The organism is Plantactinospora sp. DSM 117369, assembly GCF_053764795.1.
Map to the genome: position 1 here is coordinate 2984913 of NZ_CM132446.1, position 18700 is coordinate 3003612.

The window sequence follows — 18700 nt, forward strand, 5'->3', positions numbered from 1 at the left end:
TCCACCACATCATCACGGCACCATTGTCGCCGACACCGGCGCCCCGGTCGGGTCTGCGGCCGGGGGCGCCGCCGTTCTTCCCACCCGCGCCGGCCAGAAGGCCGCCCGGCCGAGCAGCGCGGTCAGCGCCGGTACCAGCAGCCAGGAGAGCACGAAGGTGGAGAGCAGCACTCCCACCGCCACCGCGAAACCGACCTCGGCGAGGGTCGCCGAGACGGTCAGCGCGCCGAACGACGCCGCCAGGATCACCCCGGCCGCGGCGACCGGCGGGCCGGCCTGGCGCAGCGCCACCCGTACCGCCTCCCGCCGGGAGGCGCCGTCGCGCAACTCCTCCCTGATCCGGGCGATGATCAGGATGTTGTAGTCGGTACCGATCGACGCGACGAACATGTACACGATCAGCGGAAGCGTGAAGGTCAGCCCCGGCCGCCCCACGGCACCCTGGAAGACCAGCACCGCCGCGCCGAGCGTGGCGAGGAAGCCACCGACCACCGCGCCGAGCAGGTACGCCGGGGCGAGTGCCCCGCGCAGCATGAGCAGCAGCACCAGCCCGATCAGCAGGCCGGCGGCGGGCAGGATCACCCGCAGGTCCACCTCGACCACCGCACGGACGTCGGCGAAGACCGAGGTCTCGCCTCCGACGTGGACGGTGCTGCCGGCCGGCGCGGCGGCGTGTGCGGCCGGGCGCAGCTCGTGCACCATAGCGTCGAGCGCCTTCTTGCTGAACGGGGCGGCGGCGAGCAGCAGGTCGATCTGGGCCGCCTCGCCGGTGGTCCGCACCCCGCCGACCTCACCGACGATCGGCAGCGCGGCGAGCTGCTCGGCGTACGCGCCGACGGTCTGCTCGGTCAGGCCGGGACCGGACAGGTAGACCGAGGTGGGGCTGAGGGTGCCGGCCGGGAAGCCGGACTCCAGCCGCTGCATGGTGCGGGCCGACTCGGTACCGGCCGGCATCGTGGCGATGTCGTAGCTGGGGCGGTGCGCCAGCGCGGCCGCACCGAGCGCCGCCAGGATGGCGATCGCGGCCAGCGCCACCGCCGCCGGGCGCCGGGCCACGAGGTCACCGGTCCGGGCGGCCAGGCCCGCCCTCGGCTCGTTCCGCCATGCCTTCGACGGCCAGAACGCCCGGTGGCCGAGCAGCGAGAAGACCGCCGGGATCAGGGTCAGTCCGGCCAGCACCATCACGAGTACGGCGAACGCCAGCGCCGGCCCGAGGATCCGGAACGACCCGAACCCGGAGAGCAGCAGCGCGCCGAACGACACCGCCACCGCCAGCGCGGAGACCCCGATCGCCGAACCGACCCGCCCGAGCGCGGCCACCATCGCGGTACGCCGGTCCTCGCCGAGGCGCAACCGCTCGCGGTAGCGGTACAGCAGGAACACCACGTAGTCGGTGCCCACCCCGAAGAGCACCACCGGCAGCAGCCCGGTCACCGAGCCGTCCAGGGTCGTCCCGGTCGCCTTGGCCACGATCGCGATCACCGCCACCGCGCCCTGACCGACCAGTGCGATGATCAGCAGGTTGAGCAGGGCCACCCACGGGCTCCGGAAGATCACCACCAGTAGCACCAGGATCATCACGATCATGCCGACGCTGACCAGCAGGTCCAGCAGTTCACTGTCCTTGGCCACGGCCGCCTCGCCGGTGTAGCCGGAGCGCAGCGGCGTACCGGAGAGCCGCTCCGACGTCTCCGCACGGAGCCGGCTGACCGCGCTGGACACCTCCGGCTGCCCCACGTCGTCCGCGAACGTCACCTGGGCGAGCATGACCTTGCCGTTGGGCGACAGCGTGGGTTCGCTGACCTCGCGTACGCCGGCACCGCCGAGACCGGCGACCACGTCCCGCCCGCTGGCCTGGTCGTCCGCGCCCAGCGCCGCACCGTCGGCGCGGGACAGCACCAGTACGGCGCTCGCCCCCTCCGGCCCGTCGGACGGGAACGCCCGCTCGGCGAACCTGGCCGCCTGGACCGACTCGTACCGCTCCGGCAGGAAGTCCGCCTCGTTCTGTCCGGCGACCGCTGCCACCCCGTCCGGCCCGAGCACCAGATAGCCCAGGCCACCCAGCCCCATCACCAGCACCAGCCAGGCCGCGATGACCCGCACCGGGCGCCGGACCACGGCCGCCCCCCACCTCTCGAACACGTCCCGCTCCCTTCGACGATGTCTCGGGGTCGACGCTATGGATCGCAGCGGGCGTCATCGATGGTGCGCGAGGGTCTCTTGACAGTGGTGCCAGCACCACCCTCCGCCCGGTGGGCGGTGCGTGGCCGCGACCAGGGCGCGCCGTGGCGCGAGCTGGTTACCGGGCGGGCTGGAAGAGTTCGACCAGGTTGCCGGCGGGATCGGCGAGCAGGATCTGCCGTCCGCCGGGCCCGGAGACCAGTTCGCTGCGGAACGAGACCCCGGCGTCGCGGAGTCGGTCGATCTCGGCGGCCAGGTCGTCGACGACGAGGTGGATGCGGTTGCGGCCCGGGTCGGCGGCGTCGGCGGGGGTGGCGCGGGCGCCGGAGCTGGCGGGACCGGACAGCAGCAGTCGCAGCGGACCGCGGACCACGTCGGCGAAGGCCGGAGCCGCGTCGCTGTTCGCTTGGAAGCCGAGGTGGGTGGTGTAGAAGTCGAGCGCCGCCTGGACGTCGTCGACGAGATAGCGGACGCTGGCGTACCGGTCGGCTGCGGTCACGGCTGGACCTCCGTAGGGTCGATGGTGGCGAGCACGGGTATGAGGTGTCGGATCCGGGTGTCGATATCGGCCGCCGTACGCGCGAAGGCCGGATAGTGCTGCCGGTCGGGGTCGCCGGACGGCGCGGGATCGGGAATGCTCCAGTGGATCCGGCGATCGTGGTCGACGAGTTCGGGGCCGACCTCGCGAGCCTTGTCGCAGAGGGTGATCAGGTAGTCGAAGCGCCGGCCGGTGAGCGTGTGCAGGTGCCGGGGGCGCCGGGGTGGCAGGTCGATGCCGTGCTCCTGGCGCAGGACCCGCGCGGTGTGTGGATGCGGGCGGGGCGCGGGGCGGGTGCCTGCGCTGGTCGCGGCGACCTGGCCGGCGGTGTGGTGCCGGAGCAGGGCTTCGGCCAGAGGCGAGCGGGCGCTGTTGCCGGTGCAGACGAAGAGCACCGTGACCGCCGCGACCGCGCGGGCCGCCGCCGGTGCCGGGGCCAGGCGCAGCCCCGGATGCAGGGCCGCGCCGGTCGCCGCCAGCGCTTCGGCGCAGCGGTCCAGGTCCAGGTGGTAGTAGCTGTCGCGGCCGTCGAAGGTGCTGCGGGTGGTGGCGACCAGGCCGCCCTCGCGGAGCAGCCGCAGGTGGTAGGAGACCAGGTTCTGCGGCTGGCCGACCAGGGCGACCAGCTCACGCACCCGCAGGTCGCTGCCGGCCAGCTCGGTCAGCAGTTGCCAGCGCAGCGGGTGGCCGGCCAGCCGGACGAACGCCGGGGCGGATCGACTCGACATGACCATCCGCACACGATACATCAAACCAATTTGATGGATGGAGTGGAATCCCATGCGCGCCTGTCGGCCCGGCGGCGCGATGCCGGCGGTTCCCGGGGTCTGAGGCGGAGTCTCCGGTCAGGGCGTCGGGGTCGGCGGTGGCGGGTCCACCGCGATCCCGACGCGCGCGGGAGCGGAGAAGTTGCCCGAGCTGTCGAAGGCCCGGACCTCGAACAGATAGGTGCCGTACCCACGGGAGATGCCGTAGCCGAAGGCGCCGCCGACCAGGGTGACTCCGGAGACGGTGCCGGTCTGCCGCACCTCGTATCCGGCGACGAAGACGTTGTCCCGGGAGGCGTCCCAGGTGAGGCGGTAGTGGCCGTCCTGCGGGCCGGTGAGCCGCAGGTTGCCCGGGGTGGCCGGGGGATCGCTGTCCGGCAGCGAGCCCAGCTTGATGATGGCGAACGGGGAGGAGTTGCCGGCGGCGTCGAGTGCCCGGATCCCGAAGGTGAAGATCATCGGCGGTGGGATCGGCATGGTGTGGCTGGTGCCGGTGGTAGTGGCGATCCGGCTGCCGTTGGAGAAGACCTCGTACCCGGTCACGCCCCGGTCGTCGGACGAGGCGTCCCAGAGCAGGGTGAGGGTCTGGCTGCCGAGGGCGCTGCGCGGGTTCGCCGGGATGGCCGGCGGGCTGACGTCCGGCCCGCCGCCGTCGCCGCCGTCGCACGCCACGCCGTTGACCAGGCAGGACTGGGGAGTGCCGGTGCCGGCCGCGAGCCAGCCGAAGCTGGTCGAGGCGCCGGCGGCGAGGGTGCCGTTCCAGGCGAGGCTGGTGAAGACGTGACGCGTCCCGACCCGGCTGAGTTCCGCGTTCCAGTGGTGGCCGACGCTGGTTCCGGCCGGCAACTCGAACTCCACCCGCCATCCGGTCATCGTCGCCGCGGTGTCGTTGCGGACGGTCATCTTCCCGAGGTAGCCGGTCGACCACTCGCGCTCCTTCTGGAACGCCGAGGTGGCCGCCTCGGCGGGAGCCGGGAGCAGCACCACCCCCGCGACGCCGAGAGTCAGTGCCGCCGCCAGGACCACCGCACATGCCGCGCGACGCGTCAGGATTGCCATGTGCGTACATTAATTGCCTTCGATTTAAATGGCAATCACGTCCCGTCATTCCGGGCGTACCTGCGGAATTCCGACTCCGCGGCTGAGTCCAAGGAGCGCTCGCGCACGAACTCACCGGCCTGGTCGATCACACCGCTACCCGCCCCGGACCCGCCACGTCGTCCGCCGCGAGATTCCGCACCTCGGAGCGCAACTGTCGCCGTTCGACACCATCGCCCGTCGCCTACCTGGTCGCACAGACCTGCCGGCCCCTGGCGGGGCCGGCAGGCGATGACGCGGGCTCAGCGTTGCAGCATCCAGAGTTCATACGGCGTCAACGGCTTGTGCCTGTTCGTGGTGCATTCGAATCCACGCCACTTGTCGGGGTAGTAGTAATACAGATAGTAACCCTGATCTATGCAGTCCTCGATGTATCCGTAGTCACCCCAGTGCACCCACGTATCGGCCGGCGCCTGCGTCGCGGCTGTGGTGATGCTGGCCGCAGACGCCTGTGCTCCGACGGCAATCGGTGCCATGAGCGTCACTGTTACGGCGAGTAGCGTCAGGATCCTTCGCATCGTTCGCTCCTTCAGATCGGATGGTGCGCTTGAACCACCGTTGTCGGTGTCGTGCGAGCGGGGTCGTTCCAAGGGCTACCCCTCCAACATCCTTCCCCTCCGTTTGGTGCAATGCGTATCAGACGTGGTGGAGCCAGAGTTGCCAGGTGCCATCCGCGTTCAGGCTGCACTGCCAATTGTCGTAGAGGTGAGGGTAATGCATGGCAAACTTGGCTCCCCAGTCATTGCAAACGGTCCAATTTCCGAAATACGTCTGAGTGTCAAACCAGAATCCGCTGGCCGTACTCGCAGTTTGCGCCGACATGTGTTTGGCGGTCTGCGGCGACGTGGCCGCGGAGGCTGGTGCCGCAGTGGCAAGCGGGATAGCGATGGCGGCTACAATGATCGGCAGCAGGGTCAGGATCTTCCGCATTGGCTGTTCCTTTCGGGACTGGTTGTTCGGGCTTGCTGGCTTGCGTGTTGTGTGCGCTCAGCGATATTTCGTGGTTTCACCTCCCGTGACTTCAGGTTTCGGGTCGCGACCGCGCCGGATCACGCAGTGCGCGCCGGGTCAGCTCTCAATGACTGATCCGTACGGCGGAACCGCGATAGTGCGGGCTCCGGTGGTGCCACCGAGGACGATCTTGCGTAGAACCGTGTTGTTGGATCCTGTTGTCTCGACGAGGTTCCCGTTCGGATTGGCGACGATTTCGACAAAATACTCGCCGTTGGGAAGGTCTGTAACGTCGAAGGACTGACCGGGAAGCGTCTGCGCGTACGTGTCTCCCCATCCAACGGCCAGCGCTTGGCTGACAGCGAGCGACGAGACCTTCCCGCAGGACGAGTGCAGGTCCCGATTCCCTGGGTCGAGGCTGGCATTTTCCACCAGGGTGTCCACGGCATCGGTATTCGCGAGACAGAAGGCTTCCTTCTGGCTGCGGACGATCTCCTGCCGATCGGCGCCGAGTAGGCTGTAGCGAGCGAAGTCCGTGAAGTGCCAGTGCTCGTGCCCCTGCCGCGGGTCCCATTCCATCGTGCCGACCGGCTCGAACCCGGCAGTCCGGCCAGCCCGGTCAACGGCGTACTGATATGCGTCCATCACGTCCTCGCCCGGCCGACGATAGCCACGCACGATCAACGGCGCTGGTCCGGCGTTCCAGACTGTCGCGCTGAATATGACATGGTCTCGGCCATTCTTGCTGTCGATGGTGAGCCCTCTGGGTGGCAGCGGCCGTAGATCCGGTCGTTGATGGTTGGCCTTGACCGCTGATGGTGCTTGTTGTGGTGGGTCCGCCGAAGGGACGCCAGCCGGGTGCGGGGCAAGACCTGCGGGCATGATCGGTCCCTGGCTGGTTGTTCGCACCGTGACGCGTACGATCTTCACCTCAGCGGGCATGTCGAGGAAACCGCGATAAGGCTCGTTGACAGAGATGGTCGCCGTGTATTCGCCACTCGGAATGTCAGGTCGGAGGCTCTCCGAGGAGTTGACCGGTGCGGCCCACCCGGCGTCAATTCCCCAAAGCGCGCCAAGAGCAAAAGGGTGCGTGGTGCACGCGGCCGGGAAAGATGAGTCCTGGACGGCGTCAGGTCGAGCCGCAACAGCTGCTGAGTTGGGACAGAAGGTCAGGTTCTGATCCAGGGCAATCGCACCGGCCGCATTGGTCAGGGTGACGTGGAAGAAGTCCGTCAGACCCGTGAGGTCCTTCACCAGACCAGTCGGAAGTGGCCTTTGGACAGTTCGGCCACGTTGGTCGATGACCTGAGTTGCCGTAACCGGTTTGTCGTACGAACTGCGCACGGCCCGGACCTCGAACGATGATCCGTCAGCTCTGATGAATGTGCTCAGATCGAGCTTGGGTGGTATGACCACCCCTGGAGCCACCTGAACCCGGTCCAAGGTAACCGAGGCTGCTCCGACCACAAGCCGCAGCCCTGAGGCCCATGAAGGCGCGGCACCTCCCGGTGCCGGGCTGAACATGGTCAGCATCAGGGCGATGCTCACGACCAACCGGCAGACGACTCGCACGCGGCGCACCTCCGTTTGTGTCGATGTAGAGCCAGCGAGGGCACGGAATTCCAGCGCGACCTATCGTTTACAGTGAATCTTCTTTCAACCTCCCCTTGCAGTCCGGCAGACCGCAAGGTCGGACGCGTGGGTAGGCGCCGCGTGGTTCAGGTTGAAAAAGGTTTGGTGATCAGAGGGCTCTGTAGCTGTTACCGCAACCCTACGGTGAGCACCTTTCAGTGACCTTTCACAAAACTTTCAGAGAACGCGGTCATAGCTTTTAGGATGAAAGGCGCCGTCGCCGCCGCGCTCGTATACTTTTCCGGCCCAAGGACGTCCGACCTGCGGTCGGCATACCAAGGTGGACCGGTGACGACCCTCGCACAGCTTCGCAAGACCGCACTCTCCCTGCCCGAAGCCGTCGAGCGGGGCGGCCGGGCCGGCAGAGTCGAGTTCACCGTGCGCGACAAATGGTTCGCCTCGGCGGGCGGGGACGGCGATGTGTGGCTCCATCTGCCCAACACGGAGGTGGACGCGGTCCTCGCGGCCCACCCGAACGCGCAGCGGCTGGCCCGTGGCGCGGTGCCGGTCGGCGTACGTGTCCCGCTCGGTGACATCAACGGCCAGCAGCTCAACCACTGGGTACGCCGTGCCTGGCTGGCGCGGGCACCGAAGCGGCTCGCGGCGCGGGCCGCCGCCGCCGAGACCGCGGACGCGGGCGAGGTCGGTGACCTGCCGAAAGGCATCGGACGGCCGGCCACGCAGGCGCTGCTCAGCGCCGGCATCACCACCCTCGGCCAGGTCGCCCGGTTGACCGAGGGCGAGCTGCTGGCGATGCACGGGATCGGCCCGAAGGCGGTCCGGATACTCGGCGAGGCGCTGACCGCGTCCGGACGCTCCCTCCGGGCCTGACCCGGCACCTCCGGCGGGCCGGCACGGCTGTCGCGGTCCCGCCCCGGTATACCTCGTGCACCGTCACGGTGCATCCCGACAGCGCCGGTGGCACGTCGACAAGGGCTCCGGTCACCGTGACCCCATAGGCCGGGCGGGCTACGGTGCTAGTGATCGACAAGGACGGGCGTCGGCGGCACGTCGCCTCGGGGCGGTGCGAGCCGGCCGGGGCGACGGGCGGGAGAGGGAGTGGGCGTGGCACAGCGCAGGGCACTGGTGGTTCGTGGCGGCTGGGAGGGGCACCAGCCGGTCAGGGCGACGGATCTGTTCATCCCGTTCCTCGAACGCAACGGCTACGCCGTACGGGTCGAGGGGTCGACCGAGATCTACGCCGACGCCGCCGAACTGGCCGACACCGACCTCGTCGTGCAGTGCGTGACGATGTCACAGATCACCCCGGAGCAGTTGAGCGGGCTCAGCGCCGCCGTCGTCGCCGGCACGGGCTTCACCGGCTGGCACGGTGGCATCGCGGACTCGTTCCGGGCCTCCTCCGACTACCTGCATCTGGTGGGCGGCCAGTTCGCGACCCATCCGGGCAAGGAGCCGTGCGAGCGGCGCGGAGGGGAGGAGGACAACTTCCTGCCGCACAGGCTGAACATCACCGAGCTGGGCCGGGAGCATCCGATCACCGCTGGGATCGAGGACTTCGACCTGGTCACCGAACAGTACTGGGTGCTGCACGACGACCTGATCGACGTGCTGGCCACCACGACACACCCGACCCGGCAGTGGCACCCGTGGCACCGGCCGGTCACCTCGCCGGCGATCTGGACCCGTCAGTGGGGCGCCGGGCGGATCGTCGTGACGACTCCGGGACACAGCCTCGACGTGCTGGAGCACCCGAGCGTGCGCACGGTCATCGAGAGGGGGATGCTGTGGGCGGCTCGCACGGCGTCGGCGTCGTAGGTCTCGGAGTCATCTCCGGGGCGTACCTGGGCACGCTGGCCAACCACTCCGAGCTGCGCATCGCCGCGGTGGCCGACCTCGACGCCGCCCGGTCGGCGGCGGTCGCCGCCACGCTGCCCGGTGCCGAGGCGGTGAGCGTCGCCCGGCTGCTCGACCATCCCGACGTGCGGACGGTGCTCAACCTGACGATCCCCGCCGCGCACGCCGAGATCTCACTCGCCGCGATCGACGCGGGCAAGAACGTCTACGTCGAGAAACCGCTCGCCGTCACGTTCCCGGAGGGCCGCGCGATCGTCGAGCGGGCCGGATCGGCCGGCGTCCGGCTGGGCTGCGCCCCGGACACCGTCCTGGGCACGGGTACCCAGACCGCCCGCGCGGCGATCGACGGCGGCCTGATCGGGCGCCCGTTTTCCGCCTCGGCCGTGATGGTCACGCCCGGGCACGAGCGCTGGCATCCCCACCCCGACTTCTACTACGCCCCGGGTGGCGGTCCACTGCTCGACATGGGTCCGTACTACATCTCGGCCCTGGTGCACCTGCTCGGGCCGGTACGCGCGGTGGTCGGTGCCGCCAGCCGGCTGCGCGCCGAGCGCGTCATCGGCTCCGGGCTACGCACCGGCCAGCGGATCCCGGTCGCGGTGGACAGTCACGTGACCGGCGTACTCGAACACGTCGGCGGCGCCCTCTCCACCATCACGACGAGCTTCGACGGCGTGGCGACCACGGCCGCACCGATCGAGGTGCACGGTGAGACGGGCAGCCTCGCGGTACCCGACCCGAACCGCTTCGACGGCGAGGTCCGGCTCTTCCCGCTCGGCGGCACCGGGTGGCGCACGCTCGAACCACGGGCGGGCTATGCCGACGGCTCCCGGGGGCTGGGCCTGATCGACCTGGTCAGGGCCGACGGTCAGCGCCCGCCGCGGGCCGGCGGCGACTTCGCGCTGCACGTGCTCGAGACGATGACCGCGCTGCTCCGGTCGGCCGCCGAAGGCCGGCGGATCGCGCTGACGACGGTGGTGGAGCGGCCGGCACCGATCCCGCACACCCGGGCCGAGGACTGGAAGGGAGAGCCGGCGACCGCGGGCTGAGCCGGGCCGTCAGGTGCGCCCGGCGGCCAGGAACTCCCGCGCCCGGTCGCGGTGGGGCTCGACCTTGCCCGGCGCGAGCACCCCGACCCCGTAGTTGGTGTACGGCACCTCGCGGTAGTCCGGGATGCGGGTGACCGAGCCGTACGGCACGGTGAAGTCGCCGAGCGGGTTGTCGGCCCAGACGACGTTGGTGTGCACCGGATGCTCGCCGTCGTCGAAGACGGGTGGCATGGGCTCGAAGCCGGCCTGGACGCAGGGACGGGCGTTGAGCGAGTTGGCCTCGCCGATGACCAGTACGTCCCGCCCGTGCCGGTCGACGACCAGCGCGTTGGCCAGGAGCATCAGCACGGAGGCCACGCTCAGGTCGAGGATCGGCCCGAGCTGCCTCCGGTCGATGATCGTGTAGGTGGGCTCGAACCCCCACGGCCAGGCGGCCATCACGAACACGCACATCAGCCGCCCGTCGGGCCCGTTCATTCCGAAGAGGTAGTTCCCGCCGGGCGAGTACCCCCGGCCCCGCGCCATCCCGCGCGCGGTCTCCGGGTCGAGATAGAAGAAGTGCGTCACCAGCCGGACGAACTTCTCGACGTCGATGCCGCCGGATCCCCAGTCGCCGAACGGGTCGTGGCAGACCAGGCTCAGGCCGTGCTGCCGGGCCCGGTCCAGCATCGCGGTGGCCTGTTCGTGGAAGACGCCGTCGAGTCCGCGCTGGTAGGCGCGCACCTCCTGGATCTGACGGAAGACGTCGTCCCGGACGTGGCGGGCGGGCAGGCGGTCGGGGAGGTTCCGGGCGACCCAGAGGCAGGTTCGGGGTCGCCCGTCGACGACGGCGGGGGCCTGGCTGACCTCGATCGCCGTGTCGAGGGCGAGCACGTCGGCCACGTTCCGGGCCGAGACCGGTCCGTCGTCGACGAGTCCACGCAGTGACCACCTGCTGCCGCCGACGCCGTGGGTGTGCGCCTCCAGCGCCCGACAGGTCCGCAGGTACGCCCCGACCGGGACGGGCCGGGTCAGGTACGCACGGACCCGTCCCATCCCGTCCAGGGGCGGGTGCCGGACGTAGCGGGCACGGAGCGCTGATCCCGCATCCAGTTCTGCCGGCATGGCGACCTCCTCCGAGACGATGCGCGGTACGTCACGGCTTCGCGATGGAGGCTAGGTGTGGGCGCTGTCAGATCCCTTTCGCACAGCTGTCACGCCTCGGCCGCGATGGACGTGGTCGAGTCGGCGGGGCGGGAAAACCGGTTGCCGCACCCGGCCGGGTTCCAGGAGGCTGGGATCATGACGTTCTGACGGGCAGCACCCCAGTTGAGCCGAAGCCCCTACGCCGCGCCGTCGCGCGGCCGGGCGAGCCGTAGCGCCTGTCCTTTCCTGCCTTTCTCGAAAAGAGAGCGTCCTTGTCGCAGCAGAAGTCCCGGCCGGAGTCCGCGTCGACCGCCGGGTCCGCCACCGTCACCGTCTTCGCCTCCGCCCGCAGTTGGATCGAGTCCGACGCCGTCGACCAGTGCCACCAGGTGGCCGCGCTCGACGGCATGCGCTCCGTGGCCGGCATGCCGGACCTGCACCCCGGCAAGGGTGCCCCGATCGGTGCCGCCATGACGTCGACCGTGCTGTACCCGTTCCTGGTCGGCTCCGACATCGGCTGCGGCATCGCCGTCTTCCCCGTCGGACTGAAGCGGGTCGTACCCGAGCAGATCGCCCGCCGCTTCCCCGATCTCGACATCGCCCTGGACCCGGAGCGGGACGCCGACGACCCGGCCTGGGCCGTCGTGGACGGCGAGATTCCGGCCGGTCACCTCGATGGCCTGGGAACCGTGGGCCGAGGCAACCACTTCGTGGAGTTGGCGCGGATCCAGACCGTCCTCGACCCCGGCCACACGGCCCGGCTCGGGCTCGCCGCCGACGATCTCGTCCTGATCGTGCACAGTGGATCCCGAGGGCTGGGCGAGCGGATCCTGCGGGCGCACACCGAGCGGCACGGTGCGGGCCCCGCCGCCGACCCGGCCGGCTACCTCGAACTGCACGACGCCGCCGTACGCTGGGGATCGGTCAACCGTCGACTTCTCGCCGCCCGGGTGCTGCACGCCCTGGGCGCCAAGCCCACCGAGCCGATCATCGACCAGTGCCACAACCTCGTCGAGGTCCGGGACGGGGCGTACCTGCACCGCAAGGGAGCCGCGCCGGGCGACGGCCGGGACGTGCTGATCGCCGGTACCCGGGGCACCTGCTCCTATCTGGTGGCCGCCCACTCCGGGCCGCAGGCCAACTTCTCCGTCGCGCACGGCGCCGGCCGCAAGATGTCCCGGGCCGACGCGCTGCGCCGGGGCCGGGCCAAGCACACCGTCGAGGAACTCCGCCGTACCCCGGTGGGGTCGCTGGTGGTCTGCGGCGACCGGCAACTGCTGTTCGAGGAGGCGCCAACGGCGTACAAGCGGATCGAGCAGGTGATCGCGGACCTGGTCGAGCACGGCCTCGCCACCCCGGCCGCCACGACGGTTCCGCTGGTGACGTACAAGACGGTCGACCGGGGCGGCGACGTCCGGTCGGCTGGGCGACGGGACCGCCACGACCACCGCCGCGGCCGGGGGCGGTCGTGACCGCGGCGCGGAGCCGGCACCATCTGCTGATCTCGGCCGGGCGCGGCCCGCAGGAGTGCGCCTGGGCGGTCGCCCGGCTGCTGCACCGGTTGGAGGCGGAGGCCCTGCGGCGGGGTCTGCGCACGTCGCGGGTCGAGACGGTCCCGGGCGACCGGCCCGGCACCTACCGATCGGTGCTGGTGGAGATCTCCGGATCCGGTGCCGAGGAGTTCGCCGGCTCGTGGACCGGCACCCTCTGCTGGCAGGCACCGAGCCCCTACCGGGCGAGCACCGGCCGGAAGAACTGGTACGTCGTCGCCCGCCCCTGCCAGGTCGACGCTCCCCGGACGTCGTTCGCGGAGTCCGACGTCGACATCGTCGGCTGCCGTACCGGTGGCCCGGGCGGGCAGCACCGGAACAAGGCCAGTACCGCCGTGCGGGCCACCCACCGTCCATCCGGGATCGTCGTGGTGGTCGACACCGAGCGGCAGTTCAGCCAGAACCGCCGCCTCGCCCTGGAACTGATCCGGCAGCGCCTCGCGGACGGCGACCAGGCGGCGGGCCGGGCCGTCACCGCCGCCCGCTGGCGCATCCACGACGAGCTCGTACGCGGCAACCCGGTACGGGTGGAACGACCGGACCTGCCGTCCGGTCAGCGGTAGCTGCGGGTTGATCACACCCTTACCCAGAGCGTTCTTCTTCTTCGCGTCAGTCCATGCCGGTGATGCGGCGCAGGTCGTCATCGGTCGGGACCGCCGTCGGCCGGAGGGCCTGAATGGACGGGGGCAGGTAGTCGTCCCGGACCGTCTCCAGCCAGGAAGCGGCGACCTGCATCCGGGTGCAGTCCGGCAGCCCGCATGGTCGGCAGCCGTCGACGCCGTACGGCCAGTGCGCCGTGAGCACCTGCCGGGCGACAGTGGTCACGAGCTTCTTCCCGCCCTCACCGGGCGGCGGGGAGTGTTCGGTGACGACGACCCAGAGTGCCCACTCGGCGGTCGGGCACCAGCGGGCCCGGCACTGGCCGCAGCCGCGACCCTCGGCGTGCTCGGTGATGATCCGGTGCGCCCAGGTGATCGCCAGGCCCGGCGCGCTCTCCGGCACCATGCTCACCGGACCCGCTCCAGTGCCGCGCGGACGTCGCCGGCCGTCACCGCCGCCGGCAGGGTGCCGCCGAGCAGCACCCGCACGGCGTGTTCCCGGCGGTGGACCTCGGTCGCCCACGACCAGAGCGGGCAGCCGTCCGGTCCGCACCGGCCGCACTCCCGCAGCGCGTGCGTGCCGAGCACGAGGCGGGCGAAGGCACACTCGACCGGCACCGGCCACTCCACCGTCAGCCAGCGCCGCACCATCCGGATCACCACACCAGCCGCCCAGGGCCGGTCCGGATGCCCGTCCACGCGGCGAGGATGTCGGCGTACGCCTGGCGGCGGCGGATGACCCGGAGCATCCGCATGCAACCACCCTGGGGGGCGCACTCCGCACACCGGTGCCCGGCGAGATGCTCGGCCATGATCTGCTCGTCGGTCTGCTGCTGGGCCACGATGCTGTCCATGCCCGTCCTTCCCGGTCGTGGCGCCCCGGAGCGCTACGTCACGGAGCGCCACTCTCCACCTGATCGGCACCGGCCCGGGGCGTCCGGGGGACGGGCCCCGGACCGGCCAGGACGCAACCCTGTCCGCCCGGACGGCTACAGGTCGTGTCGATGCGTCCCGTAACGGACCGTACGGGTTCGGGCACGCAGCACCGTCACGCCGCGGGGGAGTACCCCACCGCGTGGCAGTTGTCGGGGCTGATCAGCCGATGCCCAGGCGCTCGGCGAGGGGACGCACGACCGGCCGGGTCGTCGGGGTCTCACGTACCAGCAACTCCCGCAACACAGCCCGCATCATCACGTTCAGCTTGGACTCTTCGGGGATCTCCTGGTCGGCGCGTAGCAGCATGTGACCGGCCGCCAGATCTTCCCGCCGAATCGCGTACGCCCGAGCAAGATGCAAGTAGTGCGCGTGGCGTCGTTCCAAACTGGGCGTCTGCTCGATGTCGACGCGCTCCGCGATCCGAAGTGCCTCCGTGGCGCGGGACACCTCCAACGCCACCGCCGACCGGTGCACCCCGACGTTCGTCGGCCCGAAGAACAGATGATGGGTGGTCGTCTCGCCGGTCACCCCCGCCGTCCGCTCGGCAACGTCCAGCGCATCCGCCGCCGCGCCGTCGCGACGCAGCCGCGCGTCCTGGACCGCCAGCATCAGATGCAGGGCACCGAGCAGCACATGCCGATCAGCCTCGGTCACCCCGGAAACGTCCTTCAGGTCGGCGATCGCGTCCCGGCACAGCGCGGCAGACTCCTCGGTGTGGCCGGTCGCACTCAGCACGTTCGCCATGTGCCAGGCCGCGCTGGCCCGGTACAGCGGATCGTCCGCGTTGTGCGCGGCGGCCACCGCCCGGTCGGCACCGAGGATCGAGATGTCGAAGGCGCCGAGCCGCTTGCCGTACGCCCGTACGAGTAGGTACACCTCGGCCGCCAGCCGTAGCGCGTCGCGCCGCTGCTCGCCGTCGACCGCGGCCACGGTTGCCCGGGTGGTGTGGATCAGTTCGGCGAGCAGGGGCCCGGTCCGGGTGTACCGTTCCCCCGAGCCGTACCAGGTGTCCCAGCCCCAGGCGATCGACCGCCTCAGCGCGTCGAGATCCGGCTCCGCTCCGTCGAGAGACGGCGCGTATGCGAGCAGCGCGGCCCGGATCGGCGCAACGCTCTCGTGCTCGCCCGGCTCGTCCGGTAGCTGCCCTACGGGCAGGCCGGTCAGCCGGTACAGGTCGCGGACCTTGAGGATCCGGGCGATGTCGATCCAGTCGCCGATGCTGTTGACGGAGCGTTCGCCGGACTCCCACTTTCGCCAGGCGCTGACGGTGCAGCCCTTGAGCTGGGCGGCCACCTCCTGGGTGATGCCGGCACGCTTACGGTAGAGCTTGATCCGCTGGCCCGGGGTCGTACCGGGCTCGATGACAGGCTCCATGGTGGGCCACCTCCCGCACGAGGTCATCGACTCCGACCGTACGCGCTGGTGGTCACCGCTGCTACGCTGGCGCGCACTGGGGTCGGCCCGCACGCCGGCGTCCGCTGCGACGCCGCGCTGTCCGCTACGCCGGCAGTGGCCGGTACGCCTCGTAGGCGTCGCGGAGATCCCGGGCCTCGCTGATCCCGGTCGCCTCCACGCTCGCGACCACCTCGGACGCCCGCCACCAGTTCGACGCCACCACCCGGCCGGAGATGATCGCCGCCTGGGCCGTCACGCTGGCCTCGTCCGGCTTCCCAGCGGCGACCAGCGCCAGGCCGAGATCCAGTCGAGCCGACGCAGTACGTCGTGGCCGGGCGGTTCCGTCCAGTTCCGCGACCGCCGCCCGGGCGTAGTCCTCGGCAGCCGGGTCGCCGGCCCAGGCAAGCGTTGTCGCGGTGTACGAGAGCGCCTTTGCGGGGTCGTACTGGTAGTGGTGCTCGGGTCTGTCCGGCACCGGCAGCGGCGCCACCAGCCGGGACAGCCGGCCGAGCGTCCGCCGCGTCTCCCGCTGGTCACCCATCCGGGCCCACGCCCGGCCTTCCTGCGCGGTCGCCTGGATGTACGCCGAGCTGCCACGCGGCGCCACCTCCTGTGCCTGGCGGGACAGGTTGAGCGCCCGCCGGTAGTCGCCTGCGGTGAGCACGTCCCACGCCACCGTCTCCAGGCACCACGCCTGGATCTCGCGGTGTCCGGTCTGCTGCGCCATCTGCTCGGCGATCGACAGGTGCGCGGCGGCGGCGCCCCGGTGGCGTAGGTCGATGTGCACCGTGGCTCGTAGCAGACTGAGCCACCCTCCGGCGACCAGCAGGCGCCGCCGCTGGTCGAGCGTCGTCCGGGCATCGAGGAGCCGGCCGACCTGGGCGAGCTGCTGGCGGATCGGGTCGAGCAGAAGGCCGGGTGGGGTGGTCGCGTACGCGCTCGCCAGGTCGTCGACGGCCAGCTCGACAGTAGCGAGCACGTCGGTGCCGACGTCGGTCGTGTCGATCAGGTGGGCGAGGGATGCTGCCTCGGTCTCGTCCCGGGTTGATCGCGCCGGGGTCAGGCAGCCGGTCAGCGCGCCGTCGGCGTCCAGTACACGGTCAAGATGCTGGGCGACGTGGAGGCTCGGCGGCTTCCGCCCGGTCTCCAGCTCGTGGATGTGACTCTTCGACCGATGGGCGAGCTGTGCGAGACCGCGCAGCGACAATCCGCGCTCGCGGCGTAGCCGGCGGAGCAGTGGCCCGAAGTACGGGTCGACGTCGTGCATCGTGACCGTCCCAGGTTACGGCTGGGGTGGTGGCGACCCGGGCCGTAACCCCGAGCCGCCACCTCGGACGGTACACCGGACCGGGTATAGCTTCCTCAACCCGGGACAAGGTGTGCGCCGCGCTGCGTTGCGGACGAGTCAGGCGGGCGGTAGCGCCGTCACGCCGATACGTGCGCCACGCCCGGCCGCCCGCTCTGCACGTAGACGCTGGCCCGGGTCGAGACCGGGGCGTCCGGGGCATCGACGAACGGCACCACCCGGTAGTCGGTGCGCATCTCGTGCCGGCCCAGGTGGCACACCTGGTAGCCGCGCTGCGAGTTGTGGAACTTCATGTGCGGGTTCTCGGCCAGCCAGGTCACGCCGAGCGCGTCCATGTCCGTCCCGTTGCCGCCGGAGCTGATCGAGGTGCCGAGGAACTCGGTGCCGATCGTGGGTGAGTTCGGGTCGGCGAAGTCCAGCAACAGGTCGGCGGCCACGCTGCGGTGCGCGTCGCCGGTGACGATCAGGAAGTTCTCGACCCGCCGCTGCACCACACCGTCGAAGAGCCGCTGCCGTGCGGCGGCGTACCCGTCCCAGGTGTCCATGCCGAACCTCTCGCCCTCGCCCGCCGTGTGGTCGGCCTCCATCGCGAAGATCTGGTTGCCGAGCACGTTCCAGCGGGCGGTGGAGGCGGCCAGCCCGGCCAGCAGCCACGCCTCCTGCTTGGCGCCGAGCATCTGCCGGTTCGGGTCCCACCGCAGCGACGGGTCGGTGAGCTGCTGGTCGCGGAACCGCCGGGTGTCGAGCACGTCGAGCTGCAACAGGTCGCCGAACCGCAGACGCCGGTAGACCTGCATCTCCGGGCCCCTGGGCATCGACGACCTGCGCAGCGGCAGGTTTTCGTAGTACGCCTGGTAGGCGGCGGCCCGGCGGAGCCGGAACACGGCCGGGTCCTGGTCCGGCTCGGTGTCCGGCTGCGAGTGGTCGCCGGCCCAGTTGTTCTCCACGTCGTGGTCGTCGGGAGCCACCACCCAGGGCGCGGAGGCGTGCGCCGCCTGCAACGCCGGGTCGAGCTTGTACTGGGCGTACCGGATCCGGTAATCGGTCAGCGAGAACGTCTCGGTGGCCGGCAGGTGGGCGCGCCCGATCGAGCCGGCGCCGCCGCCCTCGTAGATGTAGTCGCCGAGGTGGACGACCAGGTCCAACTCCTCCCGGGCCAGGTGCGCGAACGCGGTGAAGTAGCCGTCGGTGTACGCCTGGCAGCTCGCGAACGCGAAGCTCATCGCGCGCAGCGCCGTCCTGGGCGCAGGCGCGGTACGGGTCCGTCCCACCGGGCTGACCTGGTCGGCGATCCGGAACCGGTACCAGTACACCCGGTCCGGCCGCAGGCCGTGCACCTCGGCGTGCACCGAGTGCGCCCACCCCGGGTCGGCCCGTTCGACTCCGCGCCGTGCCACCCGGCGGAACCTCTCGTCCTCGGCCACCTCCCAGCGCACCTGCACGCTGTGGCCGGGCATCCCGCCGAGCCCGTCGAGGGCGAGCGGGTCCGGCGCCAACCGGGTCCAGAGCACGACGCCGTCCGGCGTCGGGTCGCCGGACGCGACGCCGAGCGTGAAGACGTACCCCGGCAGGGTGATCCGGTCGTTCGGGTCGGCGGAGGTCGCCGAGGCCGGCTCGGCGGCGAGTACCGCCGCACCGGCGGCGACACCGCCGAGGGCGAGGAAGGACCGACGGGGCAGCGTCAGCGGGGACTGCGACATGGGTGGGGTGCCTCCACAAAAGCGGTCGGTGTTGCCGTTGATCTCGCCCATCCCAACT

Annotated in this window: 19 protein-coding genes; 5 read left to right on the forward strand and 14 right to left on the reverse strand. The window is 70.9% G+C overall.

The genetic code is table 11. The features are described from left to right. Positions 1–12: 12 nt before the first annotated feature. The 7 genes from ACSMXO_RS13305 to ACSMXO_RS13335 all read right to left on the reverse strand — a co-directional run bounded on the left by ACSMXO_RS13305 (position 13) and on the right by ACSMXO_RS13335 (position 7083). Complete coding sequence (locus ACSMXO_RS13305) at positions 13–2142, reverse strand: MMPL family transporter (protein ID WP_455417961.1); 2130 nt, start codon at positions 2140–2142, stop codon at positions 13–15. A 157-nt stretch (positions 2143–2299) separates the two neighbouring features. Next, the gene (locus tag ACSMXO_RS13310) at positions 2300–2680 is read right to left on the reverse strand and encodes a VOC family protein (RefSeq protein ID WP_346257775.1); all 381 of its coding nucleotides are present in this window, start codon (positions 2678–2680) and stop codon (positions 2300–2302) included. Further along, the gene (locus ACSMXO_RS13315; RefSeq protein WP_455417962.1) at positions 2677–3453 is read right to left on the reverse strand and encodes an arsenate reductase/protein-tyrosine-phosphatase family protein; all 777 of its coding nucleotides are present in this window, start codon (positions 3451–3453) and stop codon (positions 2677–2679) included. The genes ACSMXO_RS13310 and ACSMXO_RS13315 overlap by 4 nt, the downstream gene beginning before the upstream one ends. 111 nt (positions 3454–3564) lie before the next feature. Further along, entirely contained in the window at positions 3565–4545 is a 981-nt protein-coding gene (locus tag ACSMXO_RS13320) for a cellulose binding domain-containing protein (protein ID WP_455417963.1), read from the reverse strand. A gap of 281 nt (positions 4546–4826) precedes the next feature. Beyond that, the gene (locus ACSMXO_RS13325; protein ID WP_346257772.1) at positions 4827–5102 is read right to left on the reverse strand and encodes a hypothetical protein; all 276 of its coding nucleotides are present in this window, start codon (positions 5100–5102) and stop codon (positions 4827–4829) included. A gap of 118 nt (positions 5103–5220) precedes the next feature. Continuing rightward, positions 5221–5514 carry a hypothetical protein gene (locus ACSMXO_RS13330; protein WP_346257771.1) on the reverse strand — a complete coding sequence of 98 codons (294 nt, stop codon included), beginning with the start codon at positions 5512–5514 and terminating at the stop codon, positions 5221–5223. A 138-nt stretch (positions 5515–5652) separates the two neighbouring features. Then, positions 5653–7083: a lysyl oxidase family protein gene (locus ACSMXO_RS13335; RefSeq protein ID WP_455417964.1), complete on the reverse strand. Its 1431-nt coding sequence runs from the start codon at positions 7081–7083 to the stop codon at positions 5653–5655. Between the two features lie 372 nt (positions 7084–7455). Between ACSMXO_RS13335 and ACSMXO_RS13340 the strand changes: the two genes are divergently transcribed. The 3 genes from ACSMXO_RS13340 (at position 7456) to ACSMXO_RS13350 (ending at position 10031) form a co-directional block, all read left to right on the forward strand. Next, complete coding sequence (locus tag ACSMXO_RS13340; protein WP_455417965.1) at positions 7456–7998, forward strand: hypothetical protein; 543 nt, start codon at positions 7456–7458, stop codon at positions 7996–7998. A gap of 234 nt (positions 7999–8232) precedes the next feature. Then, positions 8233–8943 (forward strand): ThuA domain-containing protein, encoded by a 711-nt coding sequence (locus ACSMXO_RS13345; RefSeq protein ID WP_455417966.1) that lies wholly within the window; start codon positions 8233–8235, stop codon positions 8941–8943. After that, entirely contained in the window at positions 8913–10031 is a 1119-nt protein-coding gene (locus tag ACSMXO_RS13350) for a Gfo/Idh/MocA family protein (RefSeq protein WP_455417967.1), read from the forward strand. Before ACSMXO_RS13345 ends, ACSMXO_RS13350 begins: the two co-directional genes overlap by 31 nt. A 9-nt stretch (positions 10032–10040) precedes the next feature. Here ACSMXO_RS13350 and ACSMXO_RS13355 read toward each other — a convergent pair whose 3' ends face one another. Continuing rightward, a complete protein-coding gene (locus ACSMXO_RS13355) occupies positions 10041–11135 on the reverse strand; it encodes a hypothetical protein (protein WP_455417968.1) in 1095 nt (364 codons plus the stop codon). A gap of 293 nt (positions 11136–11428) precedes the next feature. Between ACSMXO_RS13355 and ACSMXO_RS13360 the strand changes: the two genes are divergently transcribed. Then, a complete protein-coding gene (locus tag ACSMXO_RS13360) occupies positions 11429–12628 on the forward strand; it encodes an RNA ligase RtcB family protein (RefSeq protein WP_455417969.1) in 1200 nt (399 codons plus the stop codon). Then, positions 12625–13269: a peptide chain release factor H gene (gene prfH / locus ACSMXO_RS13365; protein ID WP_455417970.1), complete on the forward strand. Its 645-nt coding sequence runs from the start codon at positions 12625–12627 to the stop codon at positions 13267–13269. The genes ACSMXO_RS13360 and prfH overlap by 4 nt, the downstream gene beginning before the upstream one ends. Positions 13270–13315: 46 nt before the next feature. On the opposite strand, the gene ACSMXO_RS13370 is transcribed toward prfH, so the two are convergent. From ACSMXO_RS13370 to ACSMXO_RS13395, 6 genes are all read right to left on the reverse strand, one after another. Beyond that, positions 13316–13717 (reverse strand): hypothetical protein, encoded by a 402-nt coding sequence (locus ACSMXO_RS13370; protein ID WP_455417971.1) that lies wholly within the window; start codon positions 13715–13717, stop codon positions 13316–13318. After that, positions 13714–14004: a hypothetical protein gene (locus ACSMXO_RS13375; RefSeq protein ID WP_346257761.1), complete on the reverse strand. Its 291-nt coding sequence runs from the start codon at positions 14002–14004 to the stop codon at positions 13714–13716. Before ACSMXO_RS13375 ends, ACSMXO_RS13370 begins: the two co-directional genes overlap by 4 nt. Next, the gene (locus ACSMXO_RS13380; protein ID WP_346257760.1) at positions 13962–14159 is read right to left on the reverse strand and encodes a hypothetical protein; all 198 of its coding nucleotides are present in this window, start codon (positions 14157–14159) and stop codon (positions 13962–13964) included. Before ACSMXO_RS13380 ends, ACSMXO_RS13375 begins: the two co-directional genes overlap by 43 nt. Positions 14160–14400: 241 nt before the next feature. Beyond that, on the reverse strand, positions 14401–15615 hold the full coding sequence (locus ACSMXO_RS13385) for a helix-turn-helix transcriptional regulator (RefSeq protein WP_346257759.1): 1215 nt from the start codon (positions 15613–15615) through the stop codon (positions 14401–14403). A gap of 124 nt (positions 15616–15739) precedes the next feature. Then, complete coding sequence (locus ACSMXO_RS13390) at positions 15740–16903, reverse strand: helix-turn-helix domain-containing protein (RefSeq protein WP_455417972.1); 1164 nt, start codon at positions 16901–16903, stop codon at positions 15740–15742. Positions 16904–17061: 158 nt separating this feature from the next. Beyond that, positions 17062–18642 (reverse strand): alkaline phosphatase D family protein, encoded by a 1581-nt coding sequence (locus ACSMXO_RS13395; RefSeq protein WP_455417973.1) that lies wholly within the window; start codon positions 18640–18642, stop codon positions 17062–17064. Between the last annotated feature and the right edge of the window lie 58 nt (positions 18643–18700).

Bases quoted from the DNA above. Each gene is read 5' to 3' on its own strand.
- ACSMXO_RS13320 (WP_455417963.1), bottom strand. From the start codon at position 4,545: ATGGCAATCCTGACGCGTCGCGCGGCATGTGCGGTGGTCCTGGCGGCG.
- ACSMXO_RS13385 (WP_346257759.1), bottom strand. From the start codon at position 15,615: ATGGAGCCTGTCATCGAGCCCGGTACGACCCCGGGCCAGCGGATCAAG.
- ACSMXO_RS13325 (WP_346257772.1), bottom strand. From the start codon at position 5,102: ATGCGAAGGATCCTGACGCTACTCGCCGTAACAGTGACGCTCATGGCA.
- ACSMXO_RS13390 (WP_455417972.1), bottom strand. From the start codon at position 16,903: ATGCACGACGTCGACCCGTACTTCGGGCCACTGCTCCGCCGGCTACGC.
- ACSMXO_RS13395 (WP_455417973.1), bottom strand. From the start codon at position 18,642: ATGTCGCAGTCCCCGCTGACGCTGCCCCGTCGGTCCTTCCTCGCCCTC.
- ACSMXO_RS13315 (WP_455417962.1), bottom strand. From the start codon at position 3,453: ATGGTCATGTCGAGTCGATCCGCCCCGGCGTTCGTCCGGCTGGCCGGC.
- ACSMXO_RS13380 (WP_346257760.1), bottom strand. From the start codon at position 14,159: ATGGACAGCATCGTGGCCCAGCAGCAGACCGACGAGCAGATCATGGCC.
- ACSMXO_RS13330 (WP_346257771.1), bottom strand. From the start codon at position 5,514: ATGCGGAAGATCCTGACCCTGCTGCCGATCATTGTAGCCGCCATCGCT.
- ACSMXO_RS13355 (WP_455417968.1), bottom strand. From the start codon at position 11,135: ATGCCGGCAGAACTGGATGCGGGATCAGCGCTCCGTGCCCGCTACGTC.